The following is a 23,692-nucleotide window of genomic DNA, read 5'->3' as shown; positions in this document are numbered from 1 at the left end:
CACGCGCTCAGACCCGCCAGTACCAGGCGTCGCTGAGTCGGGTCGACGGGCCGTAGAGCGCCTCCAACGTCAGTCGCAGGCTGTCGGAGTGCGCGGTGTCGGCGGCCAGCACCACGCACGAGGCACCCCAGTGTTCGACGTCCGCCGCCGCACGGCGGCGCTGCTCGTCGCCGACGACCGGCCGGAGGCCGCTGCGGGCCACCTCGGCCAGCAGAGCGGAGGTGGGGCGCGGGGCGACGCCCATCGCGGCGCTGCCACCCCGGCCGTGCGGGCCGATGAAGAATCCCTGCGGCATGCTGAACGCGGCGTCGGCGGCGGTCGCCCACCGCATCGGCCAGGGTTGCTTGGGCGTGGCCAGTGGCACCGGTACCAGGACGCCGCCCGGCTCGACACACGTCCGCCAGTGGCCGGCGGTGATGAACTCGGGAACCGGCGGTCGGTGCGCGGTGGGCAGCGGTGCCGGGATCAGCGGTAGCACCGCCACGGCGACCGTGACCAGCGTCAGCCGGCGGGTGCGGGCCGTGCCGCGTAGTGCCCGGTCGACCGCCAGCACCAGCAGCGTCGCGACCAGCGGCGGTACGGCCAGGGCGAACCGCATCGGCAGCGCGCCGTCGACCACCGGCAGGCCGCCGAGCAGCGCGTACGGCCCGGGCAGACCGGTGCCTTCGCCGTCGAGGACCACCTCGGGACCGAGCGACAGCGCACCCATCACGAGAATGCCGGTGGCGCAGGCCAGCACCAGCGGACGGCGGCCCAGCCAGACGACGCAGCCGACGGTGACCACCAGCAGCGGCCAGCCCAGGAAGGTGTTGTACTCGGCCGGGCCGGTGCTCAGCCGGGCGGCACGCTCGTCCCCGACCAGGGACAGCGGCGAGATCGCCCACCAGCTACGCAGGTCGGCGGAGAAGTAGTGCGGGCTGAACATGCCGTCGGCAACGCCGAGCGGACCGGCGAACTGGAGCCACAGCGGCCGGGCGAGCACCAGCAGGGCCGCACCGGTGGCGAGGGCCATCGCACCGGTGAAGGCGGGCAGCGCCCGGCGGGCCAGGTCACGGTCCGCGACGATCATCGTCGTCGCCATCACCAGCAGGGTGAGCGCGGCGAGGAACAGCACCTCCTCGCCGATGAACACCTGGACGGAGACGACGGCGGCCAACCCGAGCGCGGAGGTGGTCAGCCGGCGTCGGTCGGGCCCGCCCGCCGCTCCAGCGGCGGGCTCGGCGGCCCGCAGCAGGCGTACGACCAGCCAGACGATGACCGGGAGCAGCCACTGCGCCGTCATGTGCAGGTGGCTGTTGCTCTGGGACACCATGCCCGGGGCGAGGCCGCACAGGGCACCGCCCAGCGTCGCGGCGGCCCGGCGGGCCCGCAGCGTACGGCTGAACAGGAGGTACCAGGCGGTCGCGGTGCCGGCGAGGTTGAGCGTCACCAGCAGGACGAAGGTGACCGGAGCGCCGAACAGCAGGGTGATCGGGGCGAACAGCACACCCAGGGCGATGACCGACGTGTTGGCCATCAGATTGACCCCGACCGGGGCGTTGAGCCGGTCGGTGGACAGGCCGAAGTCGCCCAGCAGAGCCCGCGCGTCGACGGCCAGGAACCACTCGTAGAGCACCTGGTCCTCGGGGTTGAGCGCGAGCACCAGACCGGTCGGGTCGGCCCAGAGCCGGTGGGTGAGCGCGCCGGCCAGCGCCGCGAAGAACAGCCCGATCAGCAGGTCGATCCGATGCCGGGCGAACGTCCGGCCCCACCGGGTGAGCGGCAGCCGGCGTACCCGGGCAAGAGGGTGATCCGCCTGCGTGGCCACGTCGTCGGTGGGGGCGATGGGTGCGCGGCTGCTCACGGCCTCGACCCTAGTGGCGGTGCTCGACGGGGGACGCCGCAGTGGCGACGAACCCGCTACCGTGGCACTGCACCGTTCGCGCTGGCGCCCCGGTGTCACCCGCCCGGGTGGTGGAACGGCAGACACGGCCGCCTTAAAAGCGGCTGCCGCAAGGCGTGCGGGTTCGACCCCCGCCCCGGGCACCCCGCCGTCCGCAGGGTCCGGCGCTGGCGACCCGAACCGGGCACTCTCAGCGTTCGCTCAGCCTTCCGATCACCACTGGGCTGTGCGGGGCGTTTACTCTTGTAGCGCGCGTTGACGTGCCACGACCCCCTTAGGGAGGCCAGACAGTGAAGACTTCGAACCCGGTGCTCGCCCGGCTCGGTCAGGCGGCCGAGCGGGAGCGGGCCGCCGGGTACGCCCCGTCCGGGCCGTACGGACAGCCCGGCTACCCCCAGCAGGTTCCGCCGCAGGCCGGCTACCCGGGCGCGCCCGGCTTTCCGTCAGCCCCGCCGGCGGTCACCCCCATGTCGATCGACGACGTGGTGGTCAAGACGGTCACCCTCCTGGCCATCGTCGGCGTCGCCGCCGCGGCGGCGTGGGCGCTGGTGCCCGACGCGCTGCTCGGCGTCGCCTGGATCGGCGCGGCCATCGTCGGCCTGGTGCTCGGCCTGATCATCTCGTTCTCCCGGATGGCGAACCCGGCGCTCGTCGTCGCGTACGCCGTCGTCGAGGGTGTCCTCGTCGGCGCGGTGAGCAAGTTCTTCGAATCGCTGTACGACGGCATCGTGCTCCAGGCGGTGACCGCGACCTTCGGCGTCTTCTTCGTGATGGCCATGCTCTACAAGGCGCGGGTCATCCGGGCGACGCCGAAGTTCGTCAAGGGCATGATCGCGGTGATGGCGGGCCTGTTCGCCGTCATGCTGATCAACCTGGTGCTGGCGCTCTTCGGCGTCAACACCGGTCTGCGGGACGGCAGCCCGCTGGCCATCGGGTTCAGCATCGTCTGCATCGTGGTCGCCTCGCTGAGCTTCGTGCTCAGCTTCAAGGAGGTCGAGGACGGCGTCCGGATGGGCCTGCCGCAGCGCTACTCGTGGGTTGCCGCGTTCGGCATCCTGGTCAGCCTGATCTGGCTCTACATCGAGATGCTGCGTCTGCTGAGCTACTTCCAGGGCGACGACTGACCTCGCCGCCCGACGACCGACCGGCGCCCGCCCCACCCCGGGGCGGGCGCCGTCGTCTCCCCACCCCCACCCTCCCTCTGTGCCGATCATGCAGTTGTGGCACCGGACAGGTCGGGCTTAAGCGGAGGAATCAACTACCACAACCCCATGATCGGCGGTCGGTTGGGGGTCGTGCGTAGAGTGCGGGGGGTGGCGGGTGTTGGTGGGAGTGAGTCAGGGGCGGAGGTTGTGCGGGGGGTGGAGCTTTTGGTGCGGCAGGTCAGCCACTGGCAGCAGCCACGGTGGTCGGCCGCGGCGTCGGTCGGCAACGTGTCCCGGGCGGATCTGGTGCACCGGCTGGTACAGGAGATCGCCAACCTCGCCGCGGACGCGGAAGGGCAGCCACGCCGGGACGTACCCCGACTCGACAACGACCTCGCCCTGCCCGACCAGCTCCGGGTGGTCGCCGCCGACCTGCTCACGGCGGACCCGGGCGAGGAGGCCCTGGCCCGGGCCGCGACCGAGGTGACCGCGACCCGCACCGCGCTCTAGACCGGGCGTCCCGAGCCGCCCGTGCCGCACTGTCGCGACCGCCGTCGCTGACGTCGGCCGTCGTCGCGATGTCAGCTCAGGCGCTCGACGACCATCGCCATGCCCTGCCCGCCGCCGACGCACATGGTCTCCAGGCCGATGGTCTTGTCGTGCCACTGCAGGGCGTTGAGCAGCGTGCCGGTGATCCGGGCACCGGTCATTCCGAACGGGTGACCGACGGCGATCGCCCCGCCCATCACGTTCAGCTTCTCCTCCGGGATGCCGAGCTGGCGGTACGACGGGATCACCTGGGCGGCGAACGCCTCGTTGATCTCGACCAGGTCGACGTCGTCGATGGTCATCCCGGCGCGTTCGAGTGCCTGTCGGCTCGCCTCCACCGGGCCGAGGCCCATGATCTCCGGCGACAACGCGGTGACACTCGTGGAGACGATCCGCGCCAGCGGGGTCACGCCCAGTTCCTCGGCCCGCTGGGCGCTCATCACGACCACGGCGGCGGCCCCGTCGTTGAGCGGGCAGCAGTTGCCGGCGGTGATCCGGCCGTCCGGGCGGAAGACCGGCTTCAGCTCGGCGACCGCCTCCAGGGTGACCCCGGCGCGGGGGCCGTCGTCGGTGCTGACCACCGTGCCGTCGGGCGTGGTGACCGGGGTGATCTCCCGGGCCCAGAACCCGTCGGCGATCGCCTTCTCGGCCAGGTTCTGGCTGCGTACGCCGAAGGCGTCCATCTCCGCGCGGGTCACGTCGTGGACCTGGGCGAGATTCTCGGCGGTCTGCCCCATGGCCAGGTACACGTCGGGCAGGGCGTCCTTCTCGCGCGGGTCGGTCCAGACCGGCGCGCCGGCCTCGGCGCGGGCCTTGGACCGCTCACGTGCCGCCGCGAAGCGGGGGTTCTCCCAGCCGCCGAGCAGGGCCTGGGCCTCGGGCGGCAGGCCGTCGGAGCTGCCGCGCGCGTACCGGGAGACCATCTCGACCCCGGCGGAGACGAAGACGTCGCCCTCACCGGCCCGGATCGCGTGCATGGCCATCCGCGTCGTCTGCAACGAGGAGGCGCAGTAGCGGGTCAGGGTCGCGCCGGGCAGACCGTCGAGACCCATCAGCACGGCCACCACGCGAGCCATGTTGAAGCCCTGTTCCCCGCCGGGCAGGCCGCACCCGAGGTAGAGGTCGTCTATCTGTCGCGGGTCGAGCTGCGGCACCTTGTCCAGGGCCGCCTGCACGATGGTGGCGGCCAGATCGTCCGGGCGGAGATCCCGTAGGGACCCCTTGTGGGCCCGGCCGATGGGGGAGCGGGCGGTGGCGACGATGACGGCGTCGCGGGACGACTCAATCGGCATACGGTCACGTTAACTCGCCGGTAACTTGCGGCGGAAGTTTTCCGGGTGCCGGGAAATGTCACCCCGCGCACCCGGACGAGCGGGCGGCTCAGTGGCGTGGGGTGACGGCCGCTGCGGCGACCACCGCGGGCAACAGGGCGTGCGCCCAGACCCGGTAGCCGTCGGCGGAGGGGTGGTAGCCGTCGTGGCAGAAGGTGCCGGCGTCGGCCCGGAACACCGGACCCGTCTCGGTAGCCAGATCGACGACCGTCCCCCCGGCGTCGAGCACCGCACCGGTCTGTGCCCGGGCGACGCGGCGCCCCAGCCAGCCGACGACCTGCCGCAGGGGCGACGCGATCGCGCGTACCGCGCCGAGATCCGGGCAGGTGCCGACCACGACCTCCACTCCGGCGTGCCGCAGCCGGTGCACCGCCGCGCCGAGGTAGGCGGCGGCCTCGGCCGGCCGGCGCATGCCGGTGACGTCGTTGGCGCCGACCAGGATGACCGCCACGTCCGGCCGTTCACCGAGCAGTGCCCGGGCCACCTGGGTGGCGAGGTCGGTGGAGCGGGACCCGGAGACACCGACGCTGGACAGGTGAACCTGCCGCCCGCCCGGCCCCTCGGCGAGCAGCTCCGCCAACTGCCCGCCGATGGTGTCGCCGAGCCGGTCCACGCCGACGCCGAGGGCGGCGGAGTCGCCCAGCAGCACCAGACGTAGCGGTGGGGCGCCGGACCGACCGACGGTGGCCCGCAGTGCCAGGCCGAGTTCCGGCTGGGCGTAGCGTCGGTTGCGTGCCACCACGGCCTCGCCGGCGAGCACCGCGGCTCCGCCGAGCGCCCCAGCGAGCAGGGAGAACGCGGCGGTGCGGGCGACGCGGGCGGCGACCCGGTCGCCGGGAGGAAGACCGGTCATGATGCCCGCCTCGGGCCGGCGCCGGAGCCGAACCGGCCCCTGATCCGCTCGGTCATGAGAATCCTTCCACTGCGGGTGAGTCGACGGTGGGGGCGCCCTTCGGCGTCGGACCGACACCGAAGAATGCCCGCCGGCGCAGCTGCGCCCAACGGCCGGCCGGGCCGCTCTCGCTGCCGCGGACCTGCGTACCGCTGACCTCCGTCCCCGGATGCCGAGCCGCCTCCTGCGCGGCCTTCGGCAACGACCGTACGCCTTCGAGACGCGTTGGCGTAGGCCTGCGTTCGCCGCCGTGCCCCAGCGCGGAGAGCACCGTCGGCAACAGGGCGGCGGCAGCCGCCGCGTACCCCTCGGCGGAGGGGTGGAACCGGTCCCAGGCGAACATCCGCCCGGGCTCGGCGGTGAACCGGGGACCGAGCAGGTCGCCGAGCGAGACCGTCCAACCACCGGCCGAGACCACCGCTACCGTCTGCGCCGCGGCGAGTTGCCGGCTCCACCGGCGGGCCAACCAGCGCAGCGGCGGCTGGATGGGTCGGATCGCGCCCAGGTCGGGGCAGGTCCCGACGACCACCTCGGCGCCGCCCGCGCGCAGCGCCCGGACCCCTTCGACGAGGTAGCGCACGGCCAGGGCCGGCGGCGTGCGGTTGGTGACGTCGTTGCCGCCGATCAGGATGACCGCGACGTCGGGGTCGCACTCCAGGGCCGCCTCGACCTGGAATTTCAAGCCGGCCGAGATGGCGCCCACCACCGCGAACCGGTGCAACCGGACGGGCCGCCGGAGTCGCCGGGACAGGCCGGTGGCCAACAACGCGCCCGGCGTCTCACGGCGTCGGTGCACTCCGTAACCGGCGGCCGACGAGTCACCGAGAACGACCATGGTGATCGGTGGCCCGGGAAACTTCGGGCCGTAGATGCCGTCGCAGCGTGGCGGCGGCGCCTCGGCCATCGGGATGGTGCGTCGGGCCTGCCGGGCCTGACCGAGGAGCACACCTGTGGTCGCCGCCGCGGCGGCCACCGTGGCGCCCGTGCCGATGGCCGCGAGCCGGGCCACCCGCAGGGTGCGCCGCCAGCGCGGACGATCCGGTACGACGGAACCAGCGACCCCCATACCGTGACATTAGCGCGCCCGTCTGACGCCCTGCTGTCATCGTTGCGGCGCTACGGTGCCTGGAAATCGACCGTCCTGGGTACTTGGATGGACGGTGTTGCGGCGGGGCGTCACGCTGCACGTGGAGAGGAGCACGACGATGGCGAAGACGTTGAAGCGAGGTGCCGCGTTCGTGGCGCTGGCGCGGGCGATGACCGCCGGTGCCCGGGGCGGGCCGTCGCTCGGCGCCCGGATCGGGGCGCTGCCCAGGATGATCGCGGCCACCGCCCGTGGCCAGTACGACGGCGGGTTGCGGCTGGCCATGATGACCGCCGCCACGGCGTACATCGTCTCGCCGATCGACGCGGTCCCGGAAATGTTCCTCACCGTGTTCGGGCTCATCGACGACGCGGTGATGGTCACCTGGCTGGCCGGTTCGGTGCTCGCCGAGACCGAGCGGTTCCTGGAGTGGGAGGCACGTCGCAGCACCGTGGTCCCGGGCCACGTGGTGCGCTGACCGACGTACCCTGGGCGGGAATTCCACCTGGTTCACCCGCCCGGCCTGGCGTGCCGGTGCCGGAGCGAAAGGGCACAACGAGGTGCAGTACTACGACAACGTCGTCGAAATGATCGGCAACACGCCGCTGGTGCGGCTACGCAACGTCGCCGAGGGCATCCGGGCGACGGTGCTGGCGAAGGTGGAGTACCTCAACCCCGGCGGGTCGGTGAAGGACCGGATCGCGCTGCGCATGGTGGAGGACGCCGAGGCGGCGGGGATTCTCCGTCCGGGCGGCACCATCGTCGAGCCGACCAGCGGCAACACCGGCGTCGGGCTGGCCCTGGTGGCCCAGCTCCGGGGGTACCGCTGCGTGTTCGTCTGCCCGGACAAGGTCAGCCAGGACAAGCAGGACGTGCTGCGGGCGTACGGTGCCGAGGTGGTGGTCTGCCCGACGGCCGTCGCGCCGGAGGACCCCCGCTCGTACTACAACGTCTCCGACCGGCTGGCCCGGGAGATCCCCGGCGCGTGGAAGCCAAACCAGTACGCCAACCCGGCGAACCCGCGCTCGCACTACGAGACGACCGGCCCGGAGCTGTGGAAGCAGACCGAGGGACGGATCACCCACTTCGTGGCCGGGGTGGGCACCGGCGGCACCATCTCCGGTATCGGGCGCTACCTGAAGGAGGCCTCCAACGGCGCCGTCAAGATCATCGGTGCCGACCCGGAGGGCTCGGTCTACTCCGGCGGCACCGGTCGGCCGTACCTGGTCGAGGGGGTTGGCGAGGACTTCTGGCCGGAGACGTACGACCGGAGCGTGGCCGACCAGATCATCGAGGTCTCGGACAAGCAGTCCTTCGAGATGACCCGGCGGCTGGCCCGCGAGGAGGGCCTGCTCGTCGGTGGCTCCTGCGGCATGGCGGCGGTCGCGGCGTTGGAGGTGGCGCGCACCGCCGGCCCGGACGACGTGGTCGTGGTGCTGCTGCCGGACGGCGGCCGGGGCTATCTCTCCAAGATCTTCAACGACGCCTGGATGGCGCGTTACGGCTTCCTCGACGCCTCCGGTTCGGAGCCCACCGTCTCGCAGGCCCTGGCCGGCAAGCCGGGTGGCCTGCCCGAACTGGTCCACGTGCATCCGACCGAGACGGTCCGCGACGCCATCGACTACATGCGCGAGTACGGCGTCTCGCAGTTGCCGGTGCTCAAGGCCGAGCCGCCGGTGGTGACCGGCGAGGTGGCCGGCTCGATCGCCGAGAAGGACCTGCTCGACGCGCTCTTCACCGGTCAGGCGCACCTGCACGACACCATCGAGCGGCACATGGGCCCGCCGCTGCCGATGATCGGCGGCGGCCAGCCGGTCAGCGAGGCGGTGAACCTGCTGGAGAAGTCCGACGCCGCGCTGGTCCTGATCGACGGCAAACCCAAGGGCGTCCTCACCCGCCAGGACCTCCTAGCCCACCTAGGCGCCCGCTGAACCCACCCCCCCACCCCCCCCACCCAGTGTTGATCATGAGGTTAGCGGCAGTTGTCGATCTCCACGATGCCGCTCATGATCAACGGGGTGGTGGGGGGTTAGAGGGGGCGGGTGTAGCGGAGTTGGGGGGTGAGGGCTTGGCCGATCATCTCGTCGCGCTGTTGGCCGGTGGGGCGCCAGCCGCCGCGCTCGTAGAAGTGGCGGGCGGGGGTGTTGTCGCGTAGTACCCAGAGGACCGCGCGGCGCCAGCCGCGGGCCCGCATGTTGGTCAGGGCGTCGACCATCAGCGCCCGGCCGACGCCGCGACCGCGCTCGGTCGGCTCCAGGTGGATGGCGTTGAGCAGGCCGGTCGCCGGGTCGCCCGCGTCGTCGGGGCCGAAGTAGCTGAAGCCGGCCAGCACACCGTCCCGTTCGGCCACGGTCATCAGATGGTCCGCCCGCTCCCAGGTCCATCGGTGCACCCAGTACTCACCCATCGCCTCCGGTGTCGGGTCGGCGAGCGCCTCCGTCGGCAGGAACGAGGAGTACGCGGCGACCCGGGAACGTTGGTGCAGGGCGCCCACCGGCAGGAGATCGGCCGACTCTGCCGGACGCAGCGTGACGCTCACCCAGCCGAGAGTACCCGCCGGGGTGGCACCTGAACCGTGGCCAGATCCTCGGCGATGACCAGGTCTCCGTCGAAGTGCCGGCGGGCCTCGTCGGCGAAGCGGGCCGGATCGGCGTACCGCTGGGAGAAGTGGGTGAGCACGAGTCGGCGTACCCCCGACTCGGCCGCCACCCGCGCCGCCTGGCCGGCGGTGAGGTGCCCGACCTCGGCGGCGAGCGCGGCCTCCGACTCCAGGAACGTCGACTCGATGACCAGCAGGTCGGCGTGTTCGGCGAGGGCGTACACCCCGTCGCAGAGGCCGGTGTCCATCACGAAGGCGAACCGTTGCCCCGGTCGTGGCGTGCTCACCTCGTCCCGGGTGACGCGGCGCCCGTCGAGGTCGAGGTGGCCGGTGCGGTGCAGCTCACCGACCGCCGGCCCGGCGATGCCGTACGCGGCCAGTCGCTCCGGCAGCATCCGGCAGCCGTCCGGCTCCACCAGTCGATAACCGTACGTCTCGACGGGGTGCCGCAGCCGACGCGCCTCCAGCGTCCCGCAGCGCAGCGCGATCCGTTGCCCGTCCACCTCGATCGGCGCCACGGCCAGTTCGGCGGTCTCGTGGAAGGAACTGGCGTGTCGCAGCCGGGCGAAGTAGTCGGCACCGCCGGCCGGGAAGTGCACCGCAACCGGGTGCGGCACCCGGTCCAGGGACAGGCGTTGGATGGTGCCGGGCAGGCCGAGGCAGTGGTCGCCGTGGAAGTGGGTGACGCAGATCCGGGTCAGGTCGGTGGCGGTGACGCCGGTGTGCAGCAGTTGCCGCTGGCTGCCCTCGCCGGGGTCGAAGAGGATCACCTCGTCGTCCCAGCGCAGCACGTACCCGTTGTGGTTGCGGGTCCGGGTGGGCGCCTGGCTCGCCGTGCCGAGCACCACCAGCTCGCGCATGGACACGGCCGCCTCCGGTGGAATGAAGCGACCCCCGGGGCTTCCGCGCTGACGCGCGGGCCGACTGGACTGGGCCGGCACCCCGGGGGTCGGGTGGCTGTCGTGGTTTCGCCGCACCGCTGCCACACGGTCTCGACGACTCTTACCGTGCCCGTCCCGAGGGACGAGCTGTCACTGTCGAGGACAGCGGCTAGCGGACAGCCACCTCACGAGTCCGATTGCTATACAAGTCTGGACCACCTCCTTTCCCGTGTACCGCCACGCTATCCAGCCGGCGGCCCACCGGCAACGGATTTCGATCACACCGCCGTCGCGGCTCCGGTCAGGAGGTCTGGGCGATGCCGATCGGACCCTCGCGGGGGCCCTCCGCGTTGGCCGGCTGCACCGCCAGCGACGGGAAGTCCGCCAGATCGCCCTCCGGCTCGGCGTCCCATTCGGGGAACACCAGGTCGCTCTGGAGGTAGAGGCAGATCAACTGGGCCAGGTGGCGCAGCCCTTCCAGGTGGGTGCGCTCGTGACCGTGGGTGGCGTCGACGCCGAAGCCGAGCAGTGCCACCCGGGCGTGCGCCCCGGCCTCCACGGCCGCCGCCACGTCCGAGCGGTAGTAGTCGAAGACGTCCCGGACGAGATCCACGTCGTGTTCCCGGGCGATCGCCGCCAGGTTACGGGTGAGGTGGTAGTCGAACGGCCCGACGCCGTCGCCCATCGCCAGGGTGGCGGAGTGCTCCCGGGACTGCTGACCGGGGGCGACCACCGCCGCGTCCACCGAGACGATCTCGGCCACGTCGGGGTCGAGGCCGTGCGACGCGCCGTGGCCGATCTCCTCGGTCACGGTGACCAGCAGATGCGCGGTCACGGCGGGCTTGATCCCGGCCTCGACCATCGCCTTCAGGGCGGCGAGCACCGCGGCAACGCCGGCCTTGTCGTCCAGGTGACGGGACTTGACGTACCCGCTGGGGGTGACCGTCGGGTTCGGCAGGAACGCCACGAAGTCGCCCGCGTCGATGCCGAGCGCCCGCAGCCCGGCGAGGTCCTCCACCGGCTCGTCGACGCGGACCTCCACCTGCTCCCAGCCGAAGCCCTGCAGGTCGACACCCTCGTTGTAGCGGTGACCACTGGCCTTGAGCGGCAGCACCTGACCGGTGACCACCCGGTCCAGGTCGTCGGTGAAGATCCGTACGTGGGCGCCCTCGGCGAACCGGGCGCTGTGCGTACCGATCGGCTTCAGCTCCAGCCGGCCGTTCTCCTTCAGCCGCTTGACCATCCCGCCGATGGTGTCGGTGTGCACCACGATGGCCCGGTCCGCGCCGGTCTCGCGGGGACCGGGCAGGCAGGCGCTCAGCGCGCCCCGGCGGGTCAGCGTCGACGGGATGCCGAGCGCGGACAGGCGTTCACCCACGTACTGCTGCACGTGGTCGGTGCGCCCCGAGGGGCTCGGTATGTCGAGCAGCTCGACCAGCACCTGACGGAGATAGTCCAGGTCGATGGGGAGCGGAGTGGTCTTGCGTACGGTCATGCCCCAGATGGTGCCGCACCCGCCGGGGTCCACAGCTTCTGCGGTGCCCGAGTCCCGGGAAAGAGCAGATCCACGAAGCGTTCGGCGGTGGGCTGCGGCTCGTGGTTGGCCAGCCCGGGCCGCTCGTTGGCCTCGATGAAGACGTGCTCGGGTTGGTCCGGTGCCGGCACCAGCAGGTCGAGCCCGGTGACCGGGATGTCGATGGCCCGGCTGGCGGCGACGCACGCCTCGGCGATCAGCGGGTGCAGCTCGCCGGTCACGTCGTGGATGGTGCCACCGGTGTGCAGGTTCGCGGTGCGCCGCACGGCGAGCACCTGCCCCTCCGGCAGCACGTCGTGCAGCTGGTAGCCGGCCTCGGTGACCACGTCCCGGGTCATGTCGTCGAGCGGGATGCGGGACTCGCCACCCGTGGCGGCGGCCCGACGGCGACTCTGCCGCTCGATCAGCTCGGCGATGTCGTGCACGCCGTCACCGGTGATCGAGGCGGGCCGGCGTACGGCGGCGGCCACCACCTCGTGATCGATCATGACGACCCGCAGGTCCTCACCGGAGCACAGCTCCTCCAGCAGCACCTCCGGGCAGAACCGGGCGGCCAGCTCGACGGCGGCGGCCAGCGCCTCGGGGGTGCGCACCCCGACGGTGATGCCGTTGCCCTGCTCGCCCCGGGCCGGCTTGACCACCACTTGGCCCACCTCGGCCAGGAACTCCGCGTCGGCGGCGTCGCCGGTGGCGGTGCGCCCACGCGGTACCGACAGGCCGGCCTCGGTCAGGATCCGACGGGTGACCCGCTTGTCGTCGCAGCGGCTCATCGCCACCGCCGAGGTCAGCTCGGACAGCGACTCCCGGGTGAGGATGGTCCGGCCGCCGCTGGTCAGCCGCAGCTCGCCCCACTCCGGGTCGGTCACCTCCACCCGGATGCCCCGCCGCATCGCCTCGTCGGCGACGATCCGGGCGTACGGGTTGAGTCTGTCGTATCCGACCGGCATGGCCGGCAGGAACAACCGTTCGTTGATCGGGTTCTTCCGCTTCACGCAGAGCGTGGCGGTGCGGTAGAAACCGAGCCGCTCGTAGAGCCGGATCGCCCCGGCGTTCTCGGCGAGCACGGACAGGTCGACGTACGCGCGACCCCGGGCGACCAGCCGGCTGGCCAGCTCGGTGATCAGTGCCTGCCCGGTGCCGGGCGGAGCCTGGTTGAAGTCGACGGTCAGGCACCACAGGCTCGCGCCGTTGTCCGGGTCGTCGAAGACCGCCACGTGGTCGATGCCGGTGATGGTGCCGACGATCTCGCCGGTGACCGCCTCGGCCACCAGGTGCAGGAACCGGTCGGTCGCGGCGTTGTCGACAAGCACGTCGACCGGGGCGGTGACCATGCCATTGGCCGCGTAGATCCGGTTGACCGCGTCCGCGTCGGCGGCGTCGCGCAACCTGCGGATGCGTACCCCGGGCAGCTCGTTGCGGCCGTCGAGCGGTGCCGGCGTCTCGGCGGTGCCGGCCTCCTCGGTCGTTCCGGCACCGGGACGGGGCCCGCGACGGTCCCCGCCGAGCGGCAGCCGGAAGGTCAGCGACGGGTCGATGAACAGCTCGTCGGGTAGCCGGGAGACCAGCACGTGCGGATCCCGCAGGTAGATGCAGATGTCCCGGGCTCCGGCCGCCTCGGAGCGCAGCACGTCGGCGACCGCGGACTGGTCGGCGAACGTCTGGCCGAAGACCAGCCGTCCCCAACCGCAGTCGACGATCACGTCCGCACCGGTGCCCGGGCGTTCGTCGGCGGTCGGTTCGGCGCCACCGGTGGCGATCGGATCACCGCCCGGCCCGACCCGCTCGTACCGCCTGCCCGCGCCGCGGCCCCGGTCGGTCCGGGCTACGCCGGTGGCCAGGGTGTCGGTCACGCTCAGTCGATTCCGTGGCTCTGGAGCCACATTTCCAGGAGTCCGAGTTGCCACAGCTTGTTTCCGTTCAACGGGGTCAGTTCGGCGTTGGGCGCGTCGAGCAGGGCGTTGACGTAATCGGTGCGGAACAGGTCGCGGCGGCGGGCCTCCGGAGCGGACAGCGCGTCGCGTACCCGGTCGAGGAGCTTGCCCTCCAGGTGCGTCAGGCCCGGCACCGGGAAATAACCCTTCGGCCGGTCGATGACCTCGTGCGGCAGCACACGACGGCCGATCTCCTTCAGCACACCCTTACCGCCCTGCGCCAGCTTCAACTCCGGGGGGCAGGCGGCGGCCAGTTCCACGAACTCGTGATCCAGGAACGGCACCCGGGCCTCCAGCCCGTGCGCCATGGTCATGTTGTCGACCCGCTTGACCGGGTCGTCGGTGAGCATGATCTGCGTGTCGATGCGCAGGCCGGCGTCGACCGCGGTCTGCGCTCCCGGCCGCGCCAGGTGGGCGGCGACGAACTCCCGCGCCGGATCGCCGTCGGCGAGCCAGTCAGGGTTGAGCACCCGGGCCAGGCCGGCGCCGTCGCGGTCGAAGAAGGCCCGGGCGTACGTTTCGAGGGCCTGCTCCCGGCCGACCTGCGCCAGCGGTGGGTACCAGTGGTAGCCGCCCAGGATCTCGTCGGCGCCCTGACCGGACTGCACCACCTTGACGTGCCGCGACACCTCCTGGCTGAGCAGGTAGAAGGCGACGCAGTCGTGGCTGACCATGGGTTCACTCATGGCCGCGACGGCCGCCTCCAGCGGCGGAACCAGATCCTGGGCGGCGACCCGGATCTGGTGGTGGTCGGTGTCGAAGGTCTTGGCGACCACGTCGGAGTAGCGGAACTCGTCACCCTCCCGGCCACCGACGGCGTCGAAGCCGATGGAGAAGGTCGACAGCCCGCGCTGCCCCTCCCCGGCCAACAGGGCGACCACCAGGCTGGAGTCCAGCCCACCGGAGAGCAGCACGCCGACCGGCACGTCGGCGACCATCCGCCGACGTACGGCGGTGGTGAGTGACTCGTGCAGCGCGTCCTGCCACTCCCGCTCGGACCATCCGGAGTGCTCGTCGCGGCGGAGGAACGGTGGATCCCAGTAGACGCGCTCGTGGCTGCGGCCGTCGGCCTCGTAGACCCGCACGGTGGCCGGTGGCAGCTTGGTGACCCCGCGCAGGATGGTGCGCGGCGGCGGCACGATGCTGTGGAAGCTGAGGTAGTGGGCCAGCGCGACCGGGTCGATGCCGGTGTCCACCCCGCCGCCGGCCAGCAGCGCCGGCAGGGTGCTGGCGAAGCGCACCACACCTGCGGACTCGGCGAGGTAGAGCGGCTTGATGCCGAGCCGGTCGCGGGCCAGCACCAGACGGCCGGTGTCCCGTTCGCTGATCGCCACGGCGAACATGCCGATCAGGTGGTCGACGAAGTCCAGCCCCCACTCGGCGTACGCCTTGACGACGACCTCACTGTCTCCGCTGGAGAAGAAGTGGTGGCCCTTGGCCTGCAGCTCGGCACGCAGCTCGCGGTAGTTGTAGATGCAGCCGTTGAACACGCCGGTGAGGCCGGCGGCGGAGTCGACGATCGGCTGACCGCTGGCCGCCGACAGGTCGATGATCTTCAGACGGCGGTGGCCGAGGGCGACCGGCCCCTGTGACCACACCCCGCTGCCGTCCGGCCCCCGATCGCACATGGTGGCGGCCATCCGTTCCACCGCTGCGACGTCGGCACGCGTCGCGTCCCGTCGGAACTCCCCAGCCAGTCCGCACATGTGTGCCCATGCTGCCAGAGGATGTTGCGATTAGCCTGTTGAGACCATGACGGTCGTGTAACAGCATTGCTAGAATCCGCGCCCCGCGATCAAGCAGGTGTCACGGTCGACCGGGCGCTGTGCTGTTCCTACCCGTCTGGTGCCCGTTGCGGCCTATGAGGAGTGGCTCCCGGTGTGACGAATGCCGCAATACGTGCAGCGTGGATGTGGTCACAGACCGGTGGTCGGGGGCGCGCACGGCGACCGGCCCGCCGAATCGGCGGGCCGGTCGTCATGGCGTGCGTCGTGCGTGGTCGCTCAGCCGGCGGTACGCGCCACCCCGACCGGGCAACTCAGCCCGTTCGGGCCGTGGTTGCAGTAGCCGTTCGGGTTCTTGAACCCTGGCGAGCGGTGATGTGCTGATTCGCGCCGTTGAATCAACGCGATCGGTAGGCGTCGGCGCGATGTTCTATTGCCGTCACGGTCACGACGCCGTCGTCTTCGTCGATCTCGTATAGGACTCGATACGTGCCCCGTCTGGCCGACCAGGTTCCCTCGAACGGTGGCAGAAGCAGTCGTTTGCCGACGCGATGGGGGTTGTCGAGGAGAGCGGTGGTAATGAACTCGTGGACGGCTGCGGCGATCTTTTCTGGCAGCCGCCCAGCCAAGGCGCGTGCGGCCGGGCCGGCGACCTGAAGTCGGTAGCGGTCGGGGACTGGGCCAGTCACCGTGCCTGCTTCGACCGCTTCGCCATCAACGCCGCGAGTTCGTCGGCGTCGAGAACGTCACCGGCTTCGACGGCTGCCTTGGATTCGGCAAGTTGCCGCATGGCTTCAGTGCTGGACAGGACCTCCAGCGTCTCTTCCAAGGCTGCGAGATCGTCGGCGGAGATGAGCACCGCGGCGGCGTGGCCGTGTTTGGTGATCTCTATCCGCTCATGGGTCGAGGTCACCTCGTCGATGAGTTCCGAGAGGCGGTTGCGAGCGTCGGTGAACGGCACGACAGTCATGCTCGAAGTATAGGCAGTTGCTGGCGTGAAGTCTGTACAAATTTTGAGGCTTGGTGCCGCAGGCTACCGGGCCATCGGCCCGGTAGCCTGCGGCGCTACGCGGTCTTGGCCACGCCAACCGGACAAGTCAGGCCGTTCGGGCCGTGGTTGCAGTAGCCGTTGGGGTTCTTCGTCGGGGCGAGGTACTGCTGGTGGTAGTCCTCGGCCAGGTAGTAGTCACCGAGCCGGGCGATCTCCGTGGTGATCTCGCCCTTGCCGGCGCGGGCGACGATCGGCGCGAACGCCTCCCGCGACGCCTCGGCGGTCGCGAGCTGCTCGTCCGTGCTGGCGTAGATCGCGGACCGGTACTGAGTGCCCACGTCGTTGCCCTGGCGCATGCCCTGGGTCGGGTCGTGGTTCTCCCAGAAGACCTTCAGCAGATCCTCGTAGCTGATCTTCGTGGGGTCGTACACCACCTCGACCGCCTCGGTGTGCCCGGTCATCCCGGAGCAGACCTCCTCGTAGCTCGGGTTGGGGGTGTAACCACCCGCGTAACCCACGGAGGTGGTGAAGACGCCGGGCAGGGTCCAGAACAGGCGCTCGGCTCCCCAGAAACACCCCATACCGAACACGGCGACCTGATAGCCCTCGGGGAACGGGCCCTTCAGCGGGGTCCCGAGCACCTCGTGCCGGTCGGCCACCGGCATCGCGATGGGCCGGCCGGGCAGGGCCCGGTCGGGTGAGATCATCTCGGCCTTCAAGCGGCGGAGGAACACGGTGGAACTCCTTTCGTACCCTTCCCCGCGTGCAACACCGGCGGACCTCGCTTCCTTACCCGCGTCGCGCACCGTCAGGCCGCCAGCGCCGCCTCGACCCGGGCCGCGTAGGCGGTGGCCTCGGCGTCGTCGGCGTAGCGGGTACGCGGCCAGAAGAAGCCACGCAGCCCGTCGCCCTTCGTCCTGGGCACCACATGGGTGTGCAGGTGTGGCACCGACTGGGACACCCGGTTGTTCATCGCCACGAAGGTGCCGCCCGCGCCGAGACCGGACTCGACCGCCACGGCGATCCGCCGCACCAACCCGAAGTAGCCGGGCAGCGACTCCGGCGGCAGGTCGGCGAGGGTGACCAGATGGGTGCGCGGCACCACCAGCACATGTCCCTTGAACACCGGCCGGGTGTCCAGGAACGCGACCCCGTCCGGCTCGTCGGTCACCCGGAACGCCGGAACCTCACCGGCCACGATCCCGCAGAACACGCAACCCGCCATCCCGCCAGATTAAGCCGGTGCGGGTGCCGCCGCCCGCCGCCACCCGCGCACCGCCGGTCACAGCCGGTCGAGGTACGCGTCCCACTCGTCGCCGGCCACCGGGACCGGACCGGTCTCCCCGTTCGCCAGCCGGGACCGGATGTCCGCCTCCCAGGCGATGGCCCAGCCACGTAGCTCGACGATCCTCGGGTCCGTCAGCCCGTACGCGGTGAACGTCTCGTCGTCCAGCTCACCGATGGCGCCGAGCCGGTCAGCCAACTCCTCCAACGAGAATCCGACCGTGTGTCGGGCACCCAGAGACTCCAGGTCGGGCCGACGGAGGCGGTCGTTGGCGGCGTGGATGTCGATGTAGTCACGGTGCGCGGCGCGCTCGTGAAGCGCTCGCATCTTCAGGCCGACCGCGTCGTCGAAGGCGAGAACGGGCCCAAGCTTGAGCGCGGCGGGTGGCCCGATCGCCTCTTTCAACAGGTCAACCTCGCACGCTTGATCTGTTGCGGTGACCATCAACCGTGCCATCCGTGCGGTCGCCTCGATGATGCGCGCGTCGAATCCGGCTGCGACGTACGCATCGACAAGGCGCGCGGCCACGACCGGTAGAGGAAGAGTGGTGGCTGTCGCGAAGTCGATGTCCCGGGACGGTCGTTTGACAAGATCGTGTGCGGCGAGGGCGTAGCCGCCGGCCAGGACGAGCCCGAGGTCGTCGCCAGCAGTGAAGCCGACGCGCAGCAATCGAAGGTGTAGTTCATCCACACTCAGGAAACGAGCTCGGGAAGCCGACGTTCCCAGATCGCCACCAGACGCCTTGAGGTGAGGCGCCTGACGCGGGGCCAGTCGTTGCGGAGCAGCGTCGCGTTGACGTAGCGGACGATATCGTCCCGTTGGCCGCAGTCGAGCAACGTCCGGTACAGAGTCAGTCGTTGCCGCGGATCGGCGATGTCGAACTCGGTAAGACCCGACCAGGCCAAACGCAGGGGCAGTACGACGTGGCCACACTCCGGCCCGGTGAGCTGGTCCAGTGACGTCGGGATGCGGTCGGCCGCGCCAGCCAGGCGAGACGCCAGCGTTTCCGTCGGACTCATCGGCCCAGTATGACCCAGCCGGCCGGCAGGGTGGGTTTCATACGGTGGGACGGGCGGGAGGACTAACGTCTGCGGAATGACCCATGGCTTCGAGACGCTCGCCATCCATGCCGGCCAGGACCCCGAGGCCCGCACCGGCGCGGTGATCCCCCCGATCTACCAGACCAGCACGTACGCCCAGGACGCGGTCGGCGCGCCACGGCTCGGCTACGAGTACAGCCGCTCCGGCAATCCGACGCGGGACGCGCTCCAGGAGTGCCTGGCCGCGCTGGAGGCCGGCCGGGTCGGCCTGGCCTTCGCCAGCGGTCTCGCCGCCGAGGACACCCTGTTGCGTACCGTCTGTGGTCCGGGCGACCACGTGGTGATCCCCGATGACGCGTACGGCGGCACGTACCGGCTCTTCGCCAAGGTCGCCGAGCGGTGGGGCCTGGCGTACACCCCGGCCCGGGTCTCCGACGCGGACGCCGTGCGGGCCGCGATCCGGCCCGGCGTCACGAAGGTGGTCTGGGTGGAGACCCCGACCAACCCGCTGCTCGGCATCGCCGACATCGCCACCCTGGCCGCCGTGGCGCACGACGCCGGGGCGCTGCTGGTGGTCGACAACACGTTCGCCTCGCCGTACCTGCAACAGCCGATCACGCTCGGCGCGGACGTGGTCGTGCACTCGACCACCAAGTACGTCGGCGGGCACTCCGACGTGGTCGGTGGCGCGCTGGTGGCGGCCGACGCCGACCTCGGCGAGCGACTGCGCTACCACCAGAACGCGATGGGCGCGATCAACGGTCCGTTCGACGCCTGGCTGACCCTGCGCGGTATCAAGACCCTCGGGGTACGCATGGACCGGCACTGCGACAACGCCGAACGGATCGTGGCGTACCTGGACGGACATGCCAAGGTCGGTCAGGTGCTCTATCCGGGCCTGCCCACGCACCCCGGGCACGAGGTGGCGGCGAAGCAGATGCGCCGGTTCGGCGGCATGATCTCCTTCCGGGCCGCCGGGGGCGAGGAGCACGCCGTCGAGATCTGCAACCGGGCCCGGCTCTTCGTGCTCGCCGAGTCCCTCGGTGGGGTGGAATCCCTGATCGAACACCCCGGCCGGATGACACACGCGAGTGCTGCCGGCTCGCCGCTTGAAGTTCCCTCCGATCTCGTGCGACTGTCTGTCGGCATCGAGACGGTCGAAGACCTGCTCGCCGATCTGGAGCAGGCGCTGGGCTGACCGCTGGCTTGGGAGGGTGGCCGTGCAGGACATCATGCCGACCTGGGTCGGGGCGACCGCCAAACAGATCGCCCGGGGCGTACGCCGGGGGGACGTCTCCGCCACCCAGGTGCTCGCCGACCACCTCGACCATGTCGCCAAGACCGACGTCGACCTCGCCGCGTTCCGCGCGGTACGCGGCGGGGAGGCGGTCACCGAGGCGGAGAAGGTCGACGAGCAGGAGGACCTGGCGAACCTCCCGCTGGCCGGGGTGCCGGTCGCGGTCAAGGAGAACACCCCGGTGGCCGGTGTGCCCACCTGGAACGGTTCCGCGGCCGTCCGTACCCCCGTGGCGGAGGCCGACCACGAGGTGGTCCGCCGACTACGCGGAGCCGGCGCGGTGATCCTCGGCGTCACCCGGATGCCCGAGCTGGGCCTGTGGGGCAGCACCGACGACGAGACCGCCGTCACCCGCAACCCGTGGGACCTGTCCCGCACCCCGGGCGGCTCCTCCGGTGGTGCGGCCGCGGCCGTGGCCGCCGGACTGGTGTCGATCGCCCACGGCAACGACGGGCTCGGCTCGATCCGTATCCCGGCCGCCTGCTGCGGGCTGGTCGGCCTGAAACCCGGTCGCGGGGTGGTGCCCTGCCAGCTCGGCGCGGAGGACTGGTTCGGCCTGACCGAGCACGGCATGCTCAGCACCACCGTCGCCGACGCGGCGGTCGGTTTCCAGGTGCTCGCCGGGCGTGCCCAGAGCAAGCTCGTACCGCCGCAGCGGCTGCGGGTCGGCGTGTCGCTGCGATCGCCCGTGCGGGGCGTCTCACCCGACGCGCCGAACCGGGACGCGGTCGCCGCCGCCGGTCGGCTGCTCGCCGGTGCGGGGCACGACACGGTGCCGGCCGACCCGGTGTACCCGACGTCGCTGGGTTTGAAGGGCATCGCCACCTGGTTCGCCGCCGCGGCGGCGGACGTGCGCGACGCCGGGGTCGACCGGCGTGCCCTGCAACGCCGCAGCCGCCGGCACGTCGCCCTCGGCGAGTGGGCCTGGCGGCGCGGGTACGTCCGGGAGGCCGACCGGTCGGCCTGGCGCGAGCGGTCGATCGGCTTCTTCACCGACCATTCGGTGGACCTGCTGCTCACCCCGGCGCTGGCCAGCGCACCGCCGGCGGCGGCCAGTTGGTCGACCCGCTCCTGGCAGGCCAACATGCTGGCCAGCATCCGGTACGCGCCCTACGCCGCGCCGTGGAACATCGCCGGCCTGCCCGCCCTGGTGGTGCCGGTGGGCCGCCGCCCGGACGGGCTGCCGCTCGCCGTGCAACTGGTCGGACCACCCGGGTCGGAACTGCTGCTGCTCGGCGTCGCCGGTCAGTTCGAGATGGCGAGCCCGTGGCCTCGGCACGCACCCGGATATCCGCGGGTCGGAACGGGCTGGCCAGCCAACGCTTGATCATCTAGGCTCCCCGGCACCGCGACAGGGGAGGACCGCCGGGCATGCGCTGCCACACCTGCGACACCGACACCGACGTACGCACCAGAGAATGCCCGACCTGCCGCACGCCGGTCGGCGCGCCGGCCGTCGACCCGGGCGCCCGGGTGCGACGGGTCCGGGGCGTCGGTCGGGCCGCCTCGGTCGCCGTCGCCGCCACCACCGCGTTCCTGCTGCTGACGGTGGCCGTCCAGCCGGTGAACGCCATGCTCGCCGAGCGGGCGGCCGACTCCCTCGACGGCGAGACGTTCCTGCTCACCGCGGGGGTGCTGGAACTGGCGGCGGCACTGCTCTACCAGGTCGCGTTCCTGGTCGCGATCGTGCTCGTGATCGTCTGGACCTGGCGGGCCCGGACGAACCTGGACGCCTTCCCGGGTGCCGGGCCCACCAACTCCGACGGGTGGGCGATCGCCGGATGGTTGGTGCCGTTCGTCAACTTCGTGATGCCGCACCGGGTGGTGGGCAACATCGCCCGGGAGAGTCTCTGGCGGCTGGGTACCCCGGTGCTCGTGCACGTGTGGTGGGGCAGCTGGCTGGTGTTCCTCTTCGCGGAACGGATGTTCGCGCGCTCCGCCGCCGCCGAGTACGAGGCTCTGCCGTACCCGCGGACCTCGTCCGATTTCCAGGCGTACGCCGACCATTACCTGCGGGCGACCGGTGAGTACCTGGTGCCGGCGATCTTCTGCACGGTGGCGGGGGGTTCCTTGATCGTGCTGATCCAGAGCATCTCCACTGCGCAAACCGCCCGAATCGCCCGGTCGATGCCCGCCGGCCCGATCCTGCCCGGTATGACGGTGGCCGCATCGCCGGACCCGGCCTCGGCCGTCCCGGCACCGGTACCGTTCACCGGTCCGCCGCCGGCTGTTCCGGGTCGGGCGTCGCCGACGCCGGACGGGGCGGGTGGCACGATCTAGGCATGACGGAACTGGTCAGCCTGGACGAGGTGCGCGCGGCCCGGGACCTGCTCGACGGGGTCGTCCGGACCACTCCGCTGGAGCCGTCCCGCCCGCTCAGCGCCGCGCTCGGCGGGCCGGTCTGGCTCAAGTGCGAGAACCTCCAACGGGCGGGGTCGTACAAGGTGCGCGGCGCGTACGTGCGGATCTCGCGGCTGTCGGCGCAGGAGCATGCCCGGGGCGTGGTCGCGGCCAGCGCCGGCAACCACGCACAGGGTGTGGCGCTCGCCGCGGGCCTGGTCGGCACCCACGCCACCGTCTTCATGCCGGTGAACGCGCCACTGCCGAAGGTGGCGGCCACGAAGGGATACGGCGCCCAGGTCGAGCTGATCGGTGCCACGGTCGACGAGTCTCTGGTCGCGGCGCAGACGTTCGCCGAGCGCACCGGCGCAGTGCTGATCCATCCGTTCGACCACCGGGACGTCATCGCCGGGCAGGGCACGGTGGCGCTGGAGATCCTGGAGCAGTGCCCGCAGGTCACCACGATCGTCACCGGTGTGGGCGGGGGAGGACTGATCTCCGGGCTGGCGGTTGCCGCCAAGGCGCTCCGGCCGGAGGTTCGGGTGATCGGGGTGCAGGCGGCCGGCGCGGCGGCCTTCCCGCCGTCACTCGTCGCGGGCGAGCCGGTCCGGCTGCCGGCCTTCACCACCATCGCGGACGGCATCGCGGTCGGTCGGCCGGGCGACGTCACCTTCAGCCACGTCCGCAAGCTCGTCGACGACATGGTCACCGTCTCCGAGGAGGACATCTCCCGGGCGTTGCTCATGCTGCTCGAACGCGGCAAGCAGGTGGTCGAGCCGGCCGGGGCGGTCGGCGTGGCGGCCCTGCTGGCCGGTGCTGTCGAGGTGACCGCGCCGGCGGTGGTGGTGCTCTCCGGTGGCAACATCGACCCGCTGCTGATGTTGCGCGTGATCGAGCACGGACTGGCGGCGGCGGGTCGCTACCTGCGGGTGACGGTGCGCTGCTCGGACCGGCCCGGACAGCTGGCCTCGCTGTTGAGCGAGATCGCCGAGCACCGGGCGAACGTGGTGGACGTGGTGCACCAGCGGGCCAACCCGCACCTGCGCCTCGGTGAGGTGGAGGTGGCGCTGTCGGTGGAGACCCGTGGCGTCGAACACTCCGACATGCTGATCAGCGCGCTGCGGGCCAGCGGCTACCAGGTGACCATCGCACCAGAGGCGTGACGCGGTGGCGTCACGCCTCTGGAC

The 23,692-nt window shown here is 71.6% G+C and carries 23 protein-coding genes, 1 tRNA gene and 1 pseudogene; 9 read left to right on the top strand and 16 right to left on the bottom strand.

What is annotated here, in order from left to right; genetic code table 11:
* Positions 1–7: 7 nt before the first annotated feature.
* Positions 8–1,843, bottom strand: coding sequence for a hypothetical protein (locus O7605_RS15180; protein WP_269739795.1), 1,836 nt, complete (start codon positions 1,841–1,843; stop codon positions 8–10).
* A gap of 101 nt (positions 1,844–1,944) precedes the next feature.
* Here O7605_RS15180 and O7605_RS15175 point away from each other — a divergent pair.
* The 3 genes from O7605_RS15175 to O7605_RS15165 all read left to right on the top strand — a co-directional run bounded on the left by O7605_RS15175 (position 1,945) and on the right by O7605_RS15165 (position 3,537).
* A tRNA-Leu gene (locus tag O7605_RS15175) sits at positions 1,945–2,025 on the top strand.
* Positions 2,026–2,172: 147 nt separating this feature from the next.
* Entirely contained in the window at positions 2,173–3,006 is an 834-nt protein-coding gene (locus tag O7605_RS15170) for a Bax inhibitor-1/YccA family protein (protein ID WP_093406384.1), read from the top strand.
* 237 nt (positions 3,007–3,243) lie between these two features.
* Complete coding sequence (locus tag O7605_RS15165; RefSeq protein ID WP_269739794.1) at positions 3,244–3,537, top strand: hypothetical protein; 294 nt, start codon at positions 3,244–3,246, stop codon at positions 3,535–3,537.
* Positions 3,538–3,608: 71 nt separating this feature from the next.
* On the opposite strand, the gene O7605_RS15160 is transcribed toward O7605_RS15165, so the two are convergent.
* The 3 genes from O7605_RS15160 to O7605_RS15150 all read right to left on the bottom strand — a co-directional run bounded on the left by O7605_RS15160 (position 3,609) and on the right by O7605_RS15150 (position 6,865).
* On the bottom strand, positions 3,609–4,868 hold the full coding sequence (locus tag O7605_RS15160) for an acetyl-CoA C-acetyltransferase (RefSeq protein ID WP_269739793.1): 1,260 nt from the start codon (positions 4,866–4,868) through the stop codon (positions 3,609–3,611).
* Positions 4,869–4,956: 88 nt separating this feature from the next.
* Positions 4,957–5,760: an SGNH/GDSL hydrolase family protein gene (locus tag O7605_RS15155; RefSeq protein ID WP_269739792.1), complete on the bottom strand. Its 804-nt coding sequence runs from the start codon at positions 5,758–5,760 to the stop codon at positions 4,957–4,959.
* 52 nt (positions 5,761–5,812) lie between these two features.
* Positions 5,813–6,865, bottom strand: coding sequence for an SGNH/GDSL hydrolase family protein (locus tag O7605_RS15150; protein WP_269739791.1), 1,053 nt, complete (start codon positions 6,863–6,865; stop codon positions 5,813–5,815).
* 139 nt (positions 6,866–7,004) lie between these two features.
* Between O7605_RS15150 and O7605_RS15145 the strand changes: the two genes are divergently transcribed.
* The gene (locus tag O7605_RS15145; protein WP_269739790.1) at positions 7,005–7,361 is read left to right on the top strand and encodes a YkvA family protein; all 357 of its coding nucleotides are present in this window, start codon (positions 7,005–7,007) and stop codon (positions 7,359–7,361) included.
* Positions 7,362–7,443: 82 nt separating this feature from the next.
* A complete protein-coding gene (locus O7605_RS15140) occupies positions 7,444–8,814 on the top strand; it encodes a cystathionine beta-synthase (protein ID WP_269739789.1) in 1,371 nt (456 codons plus the stop codon).
* A 98-nt stretch (positions 8,815–8,912) separates the two neighbouring features.
* On the opposite strand, the gene O7605_RS15135 is transcribed toward O7605_RS15140, so the two are convergent.
* The 12 genes and pseudogenes from O7605_RS15135 to O7605_RS15085 form a co-directional block, all read right to left on the bottom strand.
* Positions 8,913–9,422, bottom strand: coding sequence for a GNAT family N-acetyltransferase (locus tag O7605_RS15135; protein ID WP_269739788.1), 510 nt, complete (start codon positions 9,420–9,422; stop codon positions 8,913–8,915).
* Entirely contained in the window at positions 9,419–10,348 is a 930-nt protein-coding gene (locus O7605_RS15130) for a ribonuclease Z (RefSeq protein WP_269739787.1), read from the bottom strand. The genes O7605_RS15135 and O7605_RS15130 overlap by 4 nt, the downstream gene beginning before the upstream one ends.
* 316 nt (positions 10,349–10,664) lie before the next feature.
* A complete protein-coding gene (locus tag O7605_RS15125; RefSeq protein ID WP_269739786.1) occupies positions 10,665–11,858 on the bottom strand; it encodes an osmoprotectant NAGGN system M42 family peptidase in 1,194 nt (397 codons plus the stop codon).
* The gene (ngg, locus tag O7605_RS15120) at positions 11,855–13,747 is read right to left on the bottom strand and encodes an N-acetylglutaminylglutamine synthetase (RefSeq protein ID WP_269739785.1); all 1,893 of its coding nucleotides are present in this window, start codon (positions 13,745–13,747) and stop codon (positions 11,855–11,857) included. Before ngg ends, O7605_RS15125 begins: the two co-directional genes overlap by 4 nt.
* 2 nt (positions 13,748–13,749) lie before the next feature.
* The gene (locus O7605_RS15115; RefSeq protein WP_269739784.1) at positions 13,750–15,534 is read right to left on the bottom strand and encodes an N-acetylglutaminylglutamine amidotransferase; all 1,785 of its coding nucleotides are present in this window, start codon (positions 15,532–15,534) and stop codon (positions 13,750–13,752) included.
* Between the two features lie 297 nt (positions 15,535–15,831).
* Positions 15,832–15,909: pseudogene (locus O7605_RS32120) on the bottom strand (peptide-methionine (S)-S-oxide reductase MsrA); the annotation flags it as partial.
* 41 nt (positions 15,910–15,950) lie between these two features.
* The gene (locus tag O7605_RS15110; RefSeq protein ID WP_269739783.1) at positions 15,951–16,241 is read right to left on the bottom strand and encodes a type II toxin-antitoxin system RelE family toxin; all 291 of its coding nucleotides are present in this window, start codon (positions 16,239–16,241) and stop codon (positions 15,951–15,953) included.
* Positions 16,238–16,522 carry a type II toxin-antitoxin system Phd/YefM family antitoxin gene (locus tag O7605_RS15105; protein WP_269739782.1) on the bottom strand — a complete coding sequence of 95 codons (285 nt, stop codon included), beginning with the start codon at positions 16,520–16,522 and terminating at the stop codon, positions 16,238–16,240. Before O7605_RS15105 ends, O7605_RS15110 begins: the two co-directional genes overlap by 4 nt.
* 95 nt (positions 16,523–16,617) lie before the next feature.
* Positions 16,618–17,277 carry a peptide-methionine (S)-S-oxide reductase MsrA gene (gene msrA, locus O7605_RS15100; RefSeq protein ID WP_269739781.1) on the bottom strand — a complete coding sequence of 220 codons (660 nt, stop codon included), beginning with the start codon at positions 17,275–17,277 and terminating at the stop codon, positions 16,618–16,620.
* A 74-nt stretch (positions 17,278–17,351) separates the two neighbouring features.
* Positions 17,352–17,768 (bottom strand): HIT family protein, encoded by a 417-nt coding sequence (locus O7605_RS15095; protein ID WP_269739780.1) that lies wholly within the window; start codon positions 17,766–17,768, stop codon positions 17,352–17,354.
* Between the two features lie 57 nt (positions 17,769–17,825).
* Complete coding sequence (locus O7605_RS15090; protein ID WP_269739779.1) at positions 17,826–18,518, bottom strand: nucleotidyl transferase AbiEii/AbiGii toxin family protein; 693 nt, start codon at positions 18,516–18,518, stop codon at positions 17,826–17,828.
* A gap of 2 nt (positions 18,519–18,520) precedes the next feature.
* A complete protein-coding gene (locus O7605_RS15085; protein ID WP_269739778.1) occupies positions 18,521–18,847 on the bottom strand; it encodes a hypothetical protein in 327 nt (108 codons plus the stop codon).
* 76 nt (positions 18,848–18,923) lie between these two features.
* Here O7605_RS15085 and O7605_RS15080 point away from each other — a divergent pair, with 76 nt between their 5' ends.
* The 4 genes from O7605_RS15080 to ilvA are packed head-to-tail and all read left to right on the top strand — an operon-like array spanning position 18,924 to position 23,668.
* Positions 18,924–20,066 (top strand): cystathionine gamma-synthase, encoded by a 1,143-nt coding sequence (locus tag O7605_RS15080; RefSeq protein WP_269739777.1) that lies wholly within the window; start codon positions 18,924–18,926, stop codon positions 20,064–20,066.
* A 16-nt stretch (positions 20,067–20,082) separates the two neighbouring features.
* Positions 20,083–21,492, top strand: a complete 1,410-nt coding sequence (locus O7605_RS15075; protein ID WP_269739776.1) for an amidase — start codon at positions 20,083–20,085, stop codon at positions 21,490–21,492.
* A gap of 44 nt (positions 21,493–21,536) precedes the next feature.
* A complete protein-coding gene (locus O7605_RS15070; RefSeq protein ID WP_269739775.1) occupies positions 21,537–22,445 on the top strand; it encodes a DUF4328 domain-containing protein in 909 nt (302 codons plus the stop codon).
* A 2-nt stretch (positions 22,446–22,447) separates the two neighbouring features.
* Positions 22,448–23,668, top strand: a complete 1,221-nt coding sequence (ilvA, locus tag O7605_RS15065) for a threonine ammonia-lyase (protein WP_269739774.1) — start codon at positions 22,448–22,450, stop codon at positions 23,666–23,668.
* Positions 23,669–23,692: the final 24 nt, after the last annotated feature.

The organism is Verrucosispora sp. WMMA2121 (assembly GCF_027460185.1).
Lineage (GTDB): Bacteria > Actinomycetota > Actinomycetes > Mycobacteriales > Micromonosporaceae > Micromonospora > Micromonospora palythoicola.
The sequence above is the reverse complement of the archived record's forward strand: the minus strand, read 5'-3'. Positions and strand labels throughout refer to the sequence as shown.

Excerpts from the sequence above, each read along its gene's own strand:
- O7605_RS15160 (WP_269739793.1), bottom strand. The coding sequence starts at position 4,868 with ATGCCGATTGAGTCGTCCCGCGACGCCGTCATCGTCGCCACCGCCCGC.
- O7605_RS15085 (WP_269739778.1), bottom strand. The coding sequence starts at position 18,847 with ATGAGTCCGACGGAAACGCTGGCGTCTCGCCTGGCTGGCGCGGCCGAC.
- ilvA (WP_269739774.1), top strand. The coding sequence starts at position 22,448 with ATGACGGAACTGGTCAGCCTGGACGAGGTGCGCGCGGCCCGGGACCTG.
- O7605_RS15070 (WP_269739775.1), top strand. The coding sequence starts at position 21,537 with ATGCGCTGCCACACCTGCGACACCGACACCGACGTACGCACCAGAGAA.
- O7605_RS15155 (WP_269739792.1), bottom strand. The coding sequence starts at position 5,760 with ATGACCGGTCTTCCTCCCGGCGACCGGGTCGCCGCCCGCGTCGCCCGC.
- O7605_RS15095 (WP_269739780.1), bottom strand. The coding sequence starts at position 17,768 with ATGGCGGGTTGCGTGTTCTGCGGGATCGTGGCCGGTGAGGTTCCGGCG.
- O7605_RS15145 (WP_269739790.1), top strand. The coding sequence starts at position 7,005 with ATGGCGAAGACGTTGAAGCGAGGTGCCGCGTTCGTGGCGCTGGCGCGG.
- O7605_RS15105 (WP_269739782.1), bottom strand. The coding sequence starts at position 16,522 with ATGACTGTCGTGCCGTTCACCGACGCTCGCAACCGCCTCTCGGAACTC.
- O7605_RS15115 (WP_269739784.1), bottom strand. The coding sequence starts at position 15,534 with ATGTGCGGACTGGCTGGGGAGTTCCGACGGGACGCGACGCGTGCCGAC.
- O7605_RS15080 (WP_269739777.1), top strand. The coding sequence starts at position 18,924 with ATGACCCATGGCTTCGAGACGCTCGCCATCCATGCCGGCCAGGACCCC.
- O7605_RS15150 (WP_269739791.1), bottom strand. The coding sequence starts at position 6,865 with ATGGGGGTCGCTGGTTCCGTCGTACCGGATCGTCCGCGCTGGCGGCGC.
- O7605_RS15125 (WP_269739786.1), bottom strand. The coding sequence starts at position 11,858 with ATGACCGTACGCAAGACCACTCCGCTCCCCATCGACCTGGACTATCTC.